Source organism: Halovenus rubra (assembly GCF_026586665.1).
In the GTDB taxonomy this organism is placed as follows: domain Archaea; phylum Halobacteriota; class Halobacteria; order Halobacteriales; family Haloarculaceae; genus Halovenus; species Halovenus rubra.
In genome coordinates, this window is the sequence record NZ_JAODIY010000004.1 from 116,386 (window position 1) to 129,719 (window position 13,334).

The following is a 13,334-nucleotide window of genomic DNA, read 5'->3' on the forward strand; positions in this document are numbered from 1 at the left end:
GCGTTTTCCTGCTTGAGGGGTCGTCGGCCTCCGTAGCCTGGCTACTGGCGATTTCGACACTTTATGTGGTATTACTCTTCCCGGCGGAACGTGGTTGTGCGACCCCAACTTGTCGCCTTCCCCCAGAGTCCCGAGCGCATACATTCGAGTTCGACTATCTGAGAGTTGTCGACAAAGAGGTTTACGTTCGGTCCGAAATTCTTGACATACCACTCGAACATCTCCGGGCCTGGCGCCTCAAACACCAGGTTCTCCATGCCGAGTTCGTTCGCTAACTCGTAGACCACGTCCGTCCGCCACTCGTGGACTTCTTCGGTGATTCCTTCGGCTTCAACCATCAAGAGATCCGCACCGGCTTCGAGGTGACGTTCACCTTCTCGGATTGCCATCGAGGGGTCCTGCTGGCCCTCGCGTTCGAGGTCGTCTGGGTCGGAGGCCCCACCAGCCCCAAACTGGACATTGACCTCAGGCTTTGGCTTGAGACCGTAGTCCGCAACTAGCTCGGTGAGTGCAACAATGTCGTCGGTATCGATCGCCAAAAACCCACTAGAGATTTCAACAATATCGAATCCCAGTGCCTTGGCCTCCGCAACGTAGTCCTCTACTTTGTCGTTATCTCGGACAAGCACGTTTTCGACGAACCCTCCAGTCGATACCTCAACGTTGTGCTCGTGACAGATTCCGATGAGTTCCTCGACAGTGTCTCGGTCCATCAGCGCGAAGGAACCGCCGGAGAACTTATATATGTCGACGTACTGTCCCATCGTTTCGAGGATATCGCGCAACTCTCGTGGTCCCATCGGGTCGTAGTAGGGACCGCGTATCTCTGTGATACCTTTCGTACGTGGCTTTTGTGGCCTCTCGTTGACGTGTAGGAAGTCGAATGCTCGCTGTGACATGTACATGAGAAGCTACAGTTGCCTCCTATTTATATTTTTAGGCTAGCCTAAAATAGAACTGTTGTGGGTATATTTACAGCTCTACGGTTGCATAGAGAACAGCAAACGGTGACGTTGTAACCGTATCTCGGTCAGACTAGCAGGTCTATGAGGTCTGATACGGTGTGTGTTTCGAGGTTTTTGACAGTCTTGATAATTTTCGAACGTCGCTCTTCGTCGTAGCGGTCACGGGTCATAACTTCGAACTTCTCTTCAACCTGTTCCCAATCCATCGGGTTGTTGGGATGTCCCTGGAAATCATCTTTTAGGACTTCGAGTTCTGTCCCATCTGTGAGCGTTATCGTCAAGTTTGCAGGCATTTCGCCGGCTTCGAACCGGTCTGTCAGGTCTGTGTCTTCTGTCACCGTTACCGTCTGGAGCAACGACTGCACGTCGTCGCGCTGGATACGGTCAGGGTCGTATGCGTCATTTGTCATCTCCCGGTCGATTAGCGCCGCTGCAAGCATATAAGGGAGCGAATGGTCAGCCTGTGCTTTTGTTTCGACGTCGTGGCGGTCGCCTTCTCCCCCACCAATAATCAGCTTCGCACCGTGGAATGTGTCGAGATGGATTGATTCGACAGCGTCGTGATTGATGTCGTGTTTTTGGGCGAGATCAATGATACCCTCCACTGCCGATTGCGCATAGGTTTCGGCAACGTAACGCTTAGTCATCGTATCGAACACGCGCTCACAACCTCTATCGAGGTCAATATCAAACTCGCCGCTGACGATGTGTTTCCATCCCTTTTGTCCCTCGAAGAGGTTTTTGGGCCCTTCCATGCCGTTTTCGGCCNAGTGCGTTATGGGCTGTTCCGGCAATGCCGATAGCGTTGCGCAGCTGTTCGTGGTCGAGGTCAAGTATCGCACCCGAACCTGTGGCTACTGACAGGACCGTGTGGGTAACGTGGTCCCACCCTTTGTCTCTGACGGGAGCATTCCACGCCAGCTCACCCTGTAACTCGTATGCGACGCCTACTGCCTCAATCAGGTCTTTGCCCGAAGCATCAACACGCTCACCACAGGCAATTACGCTTGCGATGTTGTCGCTTGGATGGGGTGTCTCTCCCGGTGCAAGAAACGAATCCATGTAATCAAGATAGCGCGTCAGCGCAGTGTTGTGCATGGCTGCTTGCGATGCCGACACGCTCTCCGAGCGGCCCCAGAGACCACAGGACCCTTCACTACTTACGTCGGTGGCTGTGTCTGCCACAACCTCTACGGGTGTCTCGCCGAGTGCACCGACTCCGATACCGACAGAGTCCAACACTCGCTTTTTGAGTTCTTCGACAACATCGTCATCGAATGTGTCGTAGTGAACGTCCTGTACAAAGTTAGCGACCGTTTCAGTGCTCGCCATGTTTTTAGGATGGCCTAAAAACAGTAAACGTTTATTGTTTAGGTTTACCTAAAAACATGTCATGGTGTCGTCTCTTCTGCGTAAAAATTGCCTTTTATGGCGTGACAAAACGCTTACCGACAAGCAACGCTACGACTCGGCGCTTTCGCCGTCTCGGAGAACGCTCGCACCCGGCAACAGCCCAGCAATCTTTCTGACGTATCCAAGCTTGAACAGTCCAAACTGTGAAAGAATACCGAGCGCAAACAGCCCAACGAACAGCGGCTCACCGACGTCGAAGACAATTGGGTCCATATTTGGAAACTCGTCTGCAGCGTCAGTAATTGCATCCACCGTAATCGACTGGGAAGCCAGTGCTGCACCAATGAAGGATGTGATAATAACCATCGTCGTCCGTGTGAGCAACATGCCAAGAAACGCCAGCGCGATACCGGTCCCTACGCCAACGCCGACAGTAACAAGCAGCGAGTCGCCGCCAACAACCGGGTTTACAGCAACCACTCCAAGGTACGTTCCGACGAGGAAACCCATCGCCGCGATTGCCATCGACAGTAACACGTACGTAATGCCAACGCCGACAACTGCGCCGACAGCGACGGCTACCGCTGTCCCTGCTGGACCTTCAACGCCAGCAGCGCCCGCGATTGTCGGCGCGATAAGATAGCCTCCACCACCTCCCAGAACCGCTCCAAGCAGTCCTGCACCATACACCGAAAGCGCTGCACCTGAGAAGAGTAATACAATCCCTGCAGCAACCATTCCGACTGCGATTGGGTCAACCATACTGACTACATTCTGAGGGTGGTTTCAAAACAGTTTGGGGTACAGTTCCGCCGCCCTCGCGAGGTACTTTCAGCAGTACAGGAAGCCCCTATCCGCCCCGAGGGTAAATCTCATAGCTCGCGGGCAACTCCCTGTTCAATAAGGATATCTGCGTTCGTCTCTGGCAGCGTGACTACATCGTCTGCTTCGAGGTCATAATCGCGGTCATCAAACCCGAGGAATGTCTCGACACCCTCCAGCATCTGCACACGCTGGCGGTCCAGTTCACCAGTGGATTCCATGCTGTCGTCTTCGGTCTGTGTCTCCTGTGTGGCCGTTTCTGTGCCGCCATCGTTACGAACGGGGGGGTCAACAGGGTCGGCCGCCGGCGGCACTGATTCGTGTTCTTGTGGCGATGACTCGGTCGGTTCTGACGAGGTATCACCGCTGTTTGACTGTGGTGGCACCGCTTTTGGCTCCTCAGTAGTGGCTTCTGGAACCGGTGGCTCGGTCTCGCCACCCATCACGTCAGCGGGAGTCACCCCTGTTGAATCCGACTTGTCGTCCCAGCCGTTTGGTACATCGCCCTCACTCTCGCCTGCTTTGGGCTCGGAAGTAGTATCTGGGCTGTCTGTGTGGTCTGCAGGGCCAGTCCCAGTAACAGGAGAGTTCTCTGCGTGTCCAACCGCTGAGTTTCCAGCGCCAGCGCCTGTGGATTCCGCTGTCGGCTCATCGCCGTCAAGCAGTGCGAGGACGTGCCCGCGATTGCTTTCGATGTCGTTGACGAGGTTTTCGAACAGCCCCTGCTCTTCAGCAGTCATGCCGTCGGCCTCCGCTGGCAGGTCTGCTGCCGCAAAGGAGGCGGCCTTAACGATTTTTCCGACTCGTTTCTCGTAGATTGCCTCGACAGTCTGCTCTGCGGTCTTGATTTCGTCGCTGAGTTGGCGAACCTCGGGCGAGTCGAACGGGTTATCCACGCGGTCGACCGCGCGGTCACGCTCGGTGTGCAACTGTTGGATAAATTCGCCCGCGTCGGCATAAAACGACTCCCGCAGCTGCTGGAGCTTGTCAGTCTGTCGCTCGCGGTCGCGCACCGACTGTAGCTCGTTTAGGTCCATGGTATGCCGTTTTCGTATGTCATTCTTTCCCCTTCTCAGCACGCCCCCTCGCCATCAGGAACGTGCCGACGTACTCCGGAACGGAGTGAACGCCCTCCTCCAGTGTAAAACTATCGCCACCGAGCTCGATAACGCCACCATCTGTCACATCGATGGCAATATCGTGGCCACGAAACGTCTCAGGAAGCGCATCGACGAGCGGGTCGAATCCATCGAGGTCGTCGGCTGGGATAGGTGTCACTGCAAGTGCGCTCCCACCGTGGAGACTTCCTGGAAGTCGAATCAGCCGGTTCGTATCTGTTGAGACGGGCTCGTCAATCTGAGCGTTTTGCTCGGCGACAACCTCGGTCGCGAACGTTCGGGCGAGGTTCTCGAAGACGTTGTGTGCCGAAAGGTTTCCCTGTTCGATTTCAACGAAGCGGTTCTGCGCAAATTGGTAGGCTGTCTCGGCTTTTTTCTGTCCGACACCATCGTACTGTTGAAGAGCAGTGATTGCCTCATCCTCGTCCATCTCACCGATGTCTGCCATCATTGACTCCAACTTTTGTTGAATCCGTTTGCCCCAGCCGGCATCTGTCGGGAGATAACGGTTGCTTGCGGGACTCTCACGGCCAACAGTCCCATCGACAGTCTCTTCGGTCACAACTGCATCGAATTCCAGGCCGATACCTCTGACATAGTCGACGATATCGCGGCGGGCGTCGCTGTCCAGTGTCTGAATATTCTCGTCTCGGACGTGGACGTGATATCCGCGACTCCCCGAAAAGACGAGATGCATGTCATCGAATGAGAAGTCGTCACGGAGAAAGTCGAGGAGACGATAAAGTGCGTCCTTACACGCCGAGAGGTGGTCGGCATAGCTGTCCTCCGGCGAGGTGTTGGGTAGGTGGTCGGCGTCAAGATCAAAAATAAGATCCGATGACTGCCAACCTTTGTCGTCCATCGTCTCCTCGGCCGGCTCATCGTAGCGACCCGCCGAGAAGTAGACGTGTCTGGGTCTCTCCCGTACGAGAAAGTCAGTAAGATCTCCCATTCCAAGCAGGGAATTATGACGGACGTAGGTCTCACCGGGTCCTGCTGTCCACGGGACGTACCCCCATTCGCGTGCGTCACCGTCGGGTGGCGTCTCCACTTCTGTGCCACGATAGTAGTCTCCGAACCGACCACGCAGGTACGCAAGCGTCCGCTCGTTCACGTAGCCCCATACTTCGAGAGCAACAATAGGGTTTGTCATCTAGCCACTCCCAATACCGTTCGGTAATTAACCCGTGGAACCATATGGTCAAGCCGTCTCATATTGACACATGACTGAGGGGACATCTGAGCTAACTGCGCCAGAGTTGACACGAGACTCCATACTCGTTCTTGACGACAAACGGTTTATTGCCGACAACGTTGCGCTGGTTACGGGGGCAGCCTCTGGCATTGGTCGTGCGACGGCCGTTGCGCTCGCAGTAAACGGACTGACTGTCATCGGTGCTGATATTGATGGCGATGGCCTCATAGAAACGGCCGACATCATCGACGACTTGACGGCTTCTGGTCTGTTCTACGATGTCGAGACTGACCTAACCAACGCCGGTGATATCCGAGCAGTTGTCGAGGCAGCTACGAAAGAGGGGACACTGAGATACGTCGCCAACATTGCAGGGTTACAACATATTGACCCAATTGCGGAGTTTCCGGTCGACCGATACGATCATCTACAAGACGTACTGATTCGTGCTCCATTTCTCACAGCTAGGGCAGCAATTCCGCATATCGAGGCAACAGACGACGGCGTCGGTGCAATCGCAAACATGTCCTCGGTTCACGGACAGTATGCGACACAGCGGAAGCCGGCGTATATAATCGCAAAACACGCGCTCAATGGTCTCACACGGTCGATTGCAGCTGAAGGTGATGGACTACTTCGAAGTTTTTCGGTTTCGGCCGGCTACGTCTTGACACCGCTGATGATGAACCAGATTGAACAGACAGCCAACCAGCGTAATATCTCAACAGAGGCTGTTGTCGAGGACGTGATGCTGGGACAGGCCCGCACAAAAGAGATGATGACGCCTGCCGAGGTAGCGAACCTGTTTGTGTTTGGTTTTTCTGGACACGGAAGGCATCTAAACGGTGGCGACCTGCTTTGGGATGGCGGGTTTACCACGACCTATGAGTAACGAGCGGCGACCCAGATATGGAACGGGGTAGACAAGCGCTTCTCACTGCAAAAGAGAGCAGATCTTTGGACGCTTTGTCTGTCCCAGACATCGAAAAATACGTTCGAGACCGGGAGTACCGCTGAATTGGCACAATGTTTTATACGTGTTCCTTCCACAAATATACCTATCTCCATGCGGGATGAGTCTCCGCGAATCAGGGTGTTGCATGTCGATGACGACACAAACTTCGCCGAAGTCACGGAGAGTCTGCTGGAACGCGAAAGCGATCAGATAACTGTCGAAACTGTTTCTAAGGCCGCTGACGGACTTGAAGAGCTTGCTACCTCGTCGTTTGATTGTGTGGTGAGCGATTACGACATGCCAGAGATAGACGGCATCGAATTCCTCAAGCGTGTCCGCGAAGAGTTTTCTGAGTTACCGTTTATCCTCTTTACTGGCAAAGGTTCAGAAGAAATCGCTGCAGAAGCACTTTCGAACGGTGCGACTGATTATATCCAAAAAAAAGGTAATTCCAGCCAGTTCACCGTGCTGGCGAACAGAGTCGAAAACGCAGTCGAACGCTACAGGGGCCAACAGCGCGCTGAGCGAGCGAACCGGCGTCGACGCCGAACGCTTGAACGGATTACCGATGGGTTCGCGAGGCTAGATGAAAACCTCGTGTTCACCTATATTAACGAACAAGCGGAGACGGTGACCGGACTTGACCGCGAGGAACTGATCGGAAAACAGTATCTAGAGCTCGTCCAAGAGGCAGAGACAACACCGTTCAAACAGGCGTATGACGATGTTCTCAAGAGCCGAAAGCCAAAGACGGTTGTTGCCAAAGCAGATGCTAACCCCGGACACTGGTACAGAGAGCGGATTTTCCCCGCAAAAGACGGCGACGGTATCTTCATCTACTTTCGGGACGTAACTGAACGGAAACGCAGAGAGAAACTACAGCAAATCATCATCGAGACATCGTCAGAGCTGATTGACGTCGACAGACACAGTATTGATGAACAGATTGAGCGAACCCTTGCTCGGATTGGTAAGTTTGAATCGGTAGACCGGTGTTATGTGTTTGCGATATCTGACGATGGAAAACAGATGAGCAACACACACGAGTGGTGTGCACCCGGCATTGACACACAGCAACCCGAACTTCAGAACCTCGAAACGGACGCATTCTCGTGGTTCATTCCAAAGATACTCGACCGACAGACACTGCGGGTCCCCGATGTGACTGACCTCCCTCCTGAGGCGTCACACTTGCACCAGACGCTCGAAGAAGGGAACATTCGGTCGATTCTTGCCGTCCCACTTACTCGGACTGGATCTGTGTTTGGGTTTATCGGGTTTGATTGGTCTAACCAGACACGGCCTTGGACGGACGAGACGCTTCATCTGATAGAAGTAACTGGAAATATTATTGCGAATGCCCTCACACGAAAAAATACTGCGGACCAACGCCAAGAGCGTGAGAAGACCCTGTCGGCACTCCATGACGCCGCAAAAGAAATCGGTCGTGCCGAGGAGACACAGCAGGTCTACAACACACTCATCGAGACGGCAAAGCAGATTCTTGAGTTTGACCTTGTTGTTATCGACGTGGCGGAAGATGGGTACCTCACTCAGGAAGTCTGGTCGTTGTCCCACGACGAGCGTGAGTACTACGAGAGGGTATCGCTTGAAGAAGACCACCTCTTTACGGTTCGCGCGTACAATCAACAAGAAACACTCATCGTCGACGACATTCGAAAAACCGACAGTACGCCCGCCGATAGTGAGTATCGCTCTGCACTGACAACCCCAATCGGCGAATTCGGCGTCTTCCAAACGGTAACAGGTACCATCGGTGCCTTCGACGAACACGACAGAGAATTTACCGAGTTACTGGTTGACCATGCCCAAGTAAAGCTCAGGGAGCTACAAGAAAAGCAGACACTCAAAGACCAGACTGCAGAGCTAAAAGCGAAAAACGAGCGACTCGATGCCTTCGCGAGCGTAGTCAGTCACGACCTTCGGAACCCGCTTAATACGATCGAACTATCACTAGATGCGGCCAGACGAACTGGCGATACAGAGCATTTCGACCGCGGTCGACGAGCACTCGACCGAATGAACCAACTTCTTGAAGATTTACTCACCCTTGCACGGCTCGGTGAAGTTATCAACGAACCCGAGCCAGTGCCACTGCAACGGGCGGCAAAAATGGCATGGACGACACTCGGCGCAGAAGACGGAGAGATCGCTATTCAAACCACTGTGACTATTCAAGCAGACCAGACGCGACTCAAACAGGTCCTTGAGAATCTAATTCGCAATGCGCTCGAACACGGATACACAGATACTGACGACACTGAACAGACCGTCACAATTGTTGTCGGTAGTGATGACGACGGGTTTTACGTTGCAGACGATGGGAGTGGTATTCCGGAAGACGAGCGCAGTGCGGTCTTCGAAACCGGCTACTCGACTACTGAAAATGGAACTGGCTTTGGACTTGCTATCGTTAAAGAAATTGTCGAGGCACATGGATGGGAAATAACTGTCACTGAGAGCGAGAGTGGCGGTGCCAAATTCGAAATATCTGGTGTCTCATTCTGCTGATATCGTATGACCTGCCAACACGCGGGGCGACACAGGAATAAGTCGTCTGCGTAATATTTCTCACCGTCGCAAGCTGCTCACTTCCCACGAGACCCGTTATCGTCGCAGTAGGTTGGCAAGTTTCTCTCGGATCGTCGCATCCTCGCCGAGCTGAAGATAGTACGCGTCGCCACTGTCCTCGTAATAGTTCTCGATGCGGCGGGCAATCTCGAATCCAAGTGATTGGTAGAAGTTCAGTGCATTCTGGTTTGTCGTCCGCGCATGGCAGGTCACTCGACCGAATTCTTCGGCAACACGAGCGATGAGACGCTTGCCAAAGCCTTGTCCGCGGTATGCCCTATCGACAGCAAGAAAGAGGAGATATCCATCACGCCTCACCGTCGCAAATCCAATGAGTCTATCTCTAGTTTCGTCCCTGTAGAGAAAGACCCGAGACCGCGTGTAGGCGTTCGTAAAGAAGTTCTTTCGCTGGCGGAGAACTCCCTCATCTTCGCGGATGCGCTCTTTCAACCGCCAGGCCTCCTCCACGAACTCATCGCTGCCGGGGGCCACCTCCAATCGACGGATATTGACGCTCACTGACCGTACGTTAGAACGTGACGAATAATAATTCCTGTCGTTTTTTCTCTCTGTGTGGGGTCAACAACGCAACGTTTTCGGCAGGCGCTCACCTTTCCTCGGGAGAATGCCCTACGAACTCTGTGAGCATACTGCCGATGTCGCCGTCGAAGCGACCGGGGCAACCCTCGCTGAGACGTTTGCTTCCGTCGCAGATGGCATGACTGCTGCGATGTGTGAGTCTGTTCCAGCTGGCGGCGAACGACACACGCTGGATGTCCGCGCTGAATCCCGTGACGCGGTCCTCTTTGATTATCTCGATGAACTCATCTACGAACGCGATGTGCGGGCCGTTCTTCCAGTCGAGAACCGAGTAACCATTCAACAAGGAGACGACTGGTCACTCTCGGGAAGCTACCGGGGCGTCTCACTGTCGGCAGTCACTGCCCGGGACCTCAAGGCAGTCACGTATTCTGAGATGGAAATTGCCAAGCGTGAGAGTTCGTGGTTTGCGTACGTTGTCTTCGACGTGTAAGGAGAGTCAGCGAAGGAGCGAAGTAGCACAGGCAAGAACAGTACGTTGTGAAAGAGTTCCAGCGCAAGCAGCTACTGGAGCGCATCGAGCGAGAGGGCGCGACCGTCGGAGTCGATATCCCCGACTCGATTACCGTACAGGGCGAGGATCTCGATTTGCACGCGTTCGTCATGGAGATTCGACGCCGCGACACAGTCCCTGCGGGCGAGCGCGAGCGTGTCGACCGTGCAAAAAAGAACCTCCGCAGAGAGCGCCTCGAACGCAAACAGCGACTCGAAGATGAGAATATCAGCGTCGAAACGGGCGAACAGTTAGTGGAGGCGATTATCGGTATCGACCGTGCACTGAATGCACTCGAACAGCTCGGACCTGTCGATATCGAGGGGAAAGCCGATGCACAGGAGGTCGCCGACCGTAAGCGATGGATGCAGTTCCTCCAGAAGGCACTTGGCAAGAACGACGATACACACGGCGTCGGACGGGGGCAGGGACGATGAACGACGAGATTGCGTCCTTGCTTGAGGAGTTTGCACTCTTACTTGACGCCAAAGGTGTCGACTACAAACCTCGGGCCTACGAGCGGGCTGCCGAGAGTATCCGAGACCACACAGTCGATATCGAGTCACTCGCGGCCGAAGGAAAGGGAGCGGTCGCGGAAATCGACGATGTGGGCGACGCCATTTCCGAAAAAGTCATCGAGTACGTCGAGACTGGTGAAATTGCGGAACTGACTGAACTTCGTGCCGAACTGCCCGTCGAGATGCGGGCATTGACCCGGGTAGAGGGTGTTGGCCCCCGTACGGTCGGACAGCTCTATGAGGAACTCGGCGTCCAGACACTCGATGACCTCGAAGCCGTCGCTGACGCCGGCGAGATTCAGGAGCTTACTGGATTCGGTGAGAAGACACAGGCGAACATCCTCGATGGAATCCCCTTCGCCCGAGAAGCACACCAGCGCCAACTTCTCGGTGAAGCTCGCCCCCGTGGCGAACGTATCCGTGCGTATCTTGCCGACCAGCCTGCGGTGGACCGCTGTGATCTTGCAGGCTCGATTCGCCGATGGAAACCGACTATCGGTGATGTCGACGTGCTTGTCGGCAGTGATGACCCCACGGCTGTTGTCGATGCGTTTACTACGTATCCTGAGGCAAACGACGTTATCGAGGCCGGGACGACGAAGGCGAGTATCAGAGATGATGCTGTCCGGGTCGATCTACGAGTCGTCGCGCCCGAAGAGTTCGGAGCGGCACTCCAATATTTCACGGGGAGCAAAGGCCATAATGTCGCTGTCCGGAACCGCGCCATTGACCGTGAATTGAAAGTAAACGAGTACGGTGCCTTCGACGTGTCTGGTCTCGACGAAGACGAACAGGACGACCAGCGTGCTGGCGAGGTGGTCGCAGGTGAGCGTGAGGCGAAGATGTACGAGGAACTCTCGATGGCGTGGGTCCAGCCTGAACTACGCGAGGACCGCGGAGAGGTCGAGGCCGCGGCGACCGAAGACCTTCCAGACCTCATCGAACCGGCTGACATCTGTGGCGATATCCACACACACAGTCAGTGGTCAGATGGGACGACCAGTATCGAGGAGATGGTTGCCAGTGCGAGCACGTTCGGCCACGAGTACGTCGCCATCACCGACCACGCCAGTGGCCCCGGTATTGTCGGTGGCGTGGGACTCGACGATGAGGAGATACGCGAGCAGATTACTGCCGTCCAAAACGCCGAGGAGGAAGTGCCAATCGAGGTGTTCTCTGGAATCGAGGCAAATATCGAGGCCGGCGGCGGTATCTCGGTCGGCGATGACGTGTTGAATGACCTCGATGTAGTCGTCGCTTCACCCCACTCAGAGCTTGACGGCGATGGCACAGACAGGCTTACCGAGGCAGCCCGCCATCCGGCAGTTGATGTAATCGGCCACCCAACGGGCAGAAAACTTAATCAGCGCGAGGGGATGGACATTGATATCAGCCATCTCGCCAGCGTCGCGGCGGACCACGACACTGCCCTCGAAATTAACGCTAATCCTCACAGACTCGACCTGAGCGGACGACTCGTCCAGCGTGCCATCGACGCTGGCGCACCAATCGTTATCAACACCGACGCACACGCTCCAGCGAGTTACGACTACATTCGCTATGGAGTGCATACAGCGCGCCGCGGGTGGGCAGAGCCGGCGGACGTGTTGAACACTTGGTCCGCGTCCGACCTCCGGTCGTTTCTCTCATGACACGCCTGCTGACCGACACAATGCTCGGTGGACTCACGACGTACCTGCGGATGTGTGGCTACGACACGGTTTACGCGCTAGATGTGGGTCTCGAAGCAAGCGACGCAGTCCGGACGTACGCAACTGCACAACATCGACAGCTGCTGACGCGTAACCGTGAGCTTGCAGGCCGGACAGATAATGCGCTTTTGCTTGAATCCCGGGACACAGAAACGATGCTCTCGACACTGTGGGACGAAGGATTCGAGTTACGGCTGTCTTCTTCTCCAGAACGATGTGGCACCTGTAATGGAACAGTCACGCGCGTCGAGTCGGACGCCAGAACGCCGGCGTACGCACCGGCACCACATTCAATTGCGGTATGGGTGTGTCAGGACTGTGGACAGTACTTCTGGAAGGGAAGTCACTGGGATGATGTCGCCGAGACGCTTGAGGCGGTTCGAGAGAATCCATAATGGGGATAACCCCTCTGGGAGTAAGAGCAACTACATGACACTCTCAGATGAGGCACGTACGCGTGTTGAGGATCTTATCGAGTTACAGCCGACGAAAAATGCCGACCTACAGGAGCGCTGGGGTCTAGAAAGTGGGAGTGAGGTCCACAGCTACCTCGAATCAGAACTTAGCGACTACTATTACCGCAACGAAAACAGCCTCATCTGTGCGACGCCGGCGGCTGTGGAGTTGGCTGGTGATGGTGAGTCAAGCGATGGGGGCCAGACCGTCCGCGGAACGCCCCTACAAGCCACAATCGTCGATGTACTCCCTGAGCCTGAGTCGGAGCCACAGAGTGTTGTTGCGACGTTACATGATGTCGAGGAGGATATCGACACCGACGTCGACGACGTACGCTCAGCACTTCATATGCTCTCAGACAAGGGTGTCGTCGAGCGTGTCCGAACGACAGTCCCAACGTTTCGTCTTACGCTTGACCGCGACATGCTTGGAATCGAAACCGACGACGAGTAACGAACGTTGGCGTTTTTCAGAAGAGTGTCCCTGTCTTGCGATACCATCCGTCAGCGTCGATAAGATTCGTAACGTATATTTGTATATCTCATCTACACCAAA

General features: G+C 54.8%; 12 protein-coding genes and 1 pseudogene. 7 read left to right on the forward strand and 6 right to left on the reverse strand.

Annotation, left to right across the window (positions count from 1 at the left end):
* Positions 1–71: 71 nt before the first annotated feature.
* The 5 genes and pseudogenes from N5098_RS02880 to priS form a co-directional block, all read right to left on the reverse strand.
* Positions 72–899, reverse strand: coding sequence for a phosphosulfolactate synthase (locus N5098_RS02880; RefSeq protein WP_267636193.1), 828 nt, complete (start codon positions 897–899; stop codon positions 72–74).
* Between the two features lie 131 nt (positions 900–1,030).
* Positions 1,031–2,297 (reverse strand): annotated as a pseudogene (locus N5098_RS17510) (MmgE/PrpD family protein).
* Positions 2,298–2,426: 129 nt separating this feature from the next.
* Positions 2,427–3,080 carry a hypothetical protein gene (locus N5098_RS02895; protein WP_267636196.1) on the reverse strand — a complete coding sequence of 218 codons (654 nt, stop codon included), beginning with the start codon at positions 3,078–3,080 and terminating at the stop codon, positions 2,427–2,429.
* A gap of 110 nt (positions 3,081–3,190) precedes the next feature.
* The gene (locus N5098_RS02900) at positions 3,191–4,177 is read right to left on the reverse strand and encodes a hypothetical protein (RefSeq protein WP_267636197.1); all 987 of its coding nucleotides are present in this window, start codon (positions 4,175–4,177) and stop codon (positions 3,191–3,193) included.
* A gap of 19 nt (positions 4,178–4,196) precedes the next feature.
* The gene (gene priS / locus N5098_RS02905; RefSeq protein ID WP_267636518.1) at positions 4,197–5,372 is read right to left on the reverse strand and encodes a DNA primase small subunit PriS; all 1,176 of its coding nucleotides are present in this window, start codon (positions 5,370–5,372) and stop codon (positions 4,197–4,199) included.
* 109 nt (positions 5,373–5,481) lie between these two features.
* On the opposite strand from priS, the gene N5098_RS02910 reads away from it, so the two are divergent.
* Positions 5,482–6,345: an SDR family oxidoreductase gene (locus N5098_RS02910; protein WP_267636198.1), complete on the forward strand. Its 864-nt coding sequence runs from the start codon at positions 5,482–5,484 to the stop codon at positions 6,343–6,345.
* A gap of 174 nt (positions 6,346–6,519) precedes the next feature.
* Positions 6,520–8,940, forward strand: a complete 2,421-nt coding sequence (locus tag N5098_RS02915; RefSeq protein ID WP_267636199.1) for a hybrid sensor histidine kinase/response regulator — start codon at positions 6,520–6,522, stop codon at positions 8,938–8,940.
* A gap of 96 nt (positions 8,941–9,036) precedes the next feature.
* On the opposite strand, the gene N5098_RS02920 is transcribed toward N5098_RS02915, so the two are convergent.
* Positions 9,037–9,519: a GNAT family N-acetyltransferase gene (locus N5098_RS02920; protein ID WP_267636200.1), complete on the reverse strand. Its 483-nt coding sequence runs from the start codon at positions 9,517–9,519 to the stop codon at positions 9,037–9,039.
* Positions 9,520–9,625: 106 nt separating this feature from the next.
* Here N5098_RS02920 and N5098_RS02925 point away from each other — a divergent pair, with 106 nt between their 5' ends.
* The 5 genes from N5098_RS02925 to N5098_RS02945 are packed head-to-tail and all read left to right on the forward strand — an operon-like array spanning position 9,626 to position 13,232.
* On the forward strand, positions 9,626–10,033 hold the full coding sequence (locus N5098_RS02925; protein WP_267636201.1) for an archease: 408 nt from the start codon (positions 9,626–9,628) through the stop codon (positions 10,031–10,033).
* 47 nt (positions 10,034–10,080) lie between these two features.
* A complete protein-coding gene (locus N5098_RS02930; protein ID WP_267636202.1) occupies positions 10,081–10,530 on the forward strand; it encodes a DUF5788 family protein in 450 nt (149 codons plus the stop codon).
* Positions 10,527–12,263, forward strand: a complete 1,737-nt coding sequence (gene polX, locus N5098_RS02935) for a DNA polymerase/3'-5' exonuclease PolX (RefSeq protein ID WP_267636203.1) — start codon at positions 10,527–10,529, stop codon at positions 12,261–12,263. Before N5098_RS02930 ends, polX begins: the two co-directional genes overlap by 4 nt.
* Entirely contained in the window at positions 12,260–12,718 is a 459-nt protein-coding gene (locus N5098_RS02940; RefSeq protein WP_267636204.1) for a Mut7-C RNAse domain-containing protein, read from the forward strand. Before polX ends, N5098_RS02940 begins: the two co-directional genes overlap by 4 nt.
* A 34-nt stretch (positions 12,719–12,752) precedes the next feature.
* Entirely contained in the window at positions 12,753–13,232 is a 480-nt protein-coding gene (locus tag N5098_RS02945; RefSeq protein ID WP_267636205.1) for a DUF5797 family protein, read from the forward strand.
* Positions 13,233–13,334: the final 102 nt, after the last annotated feature.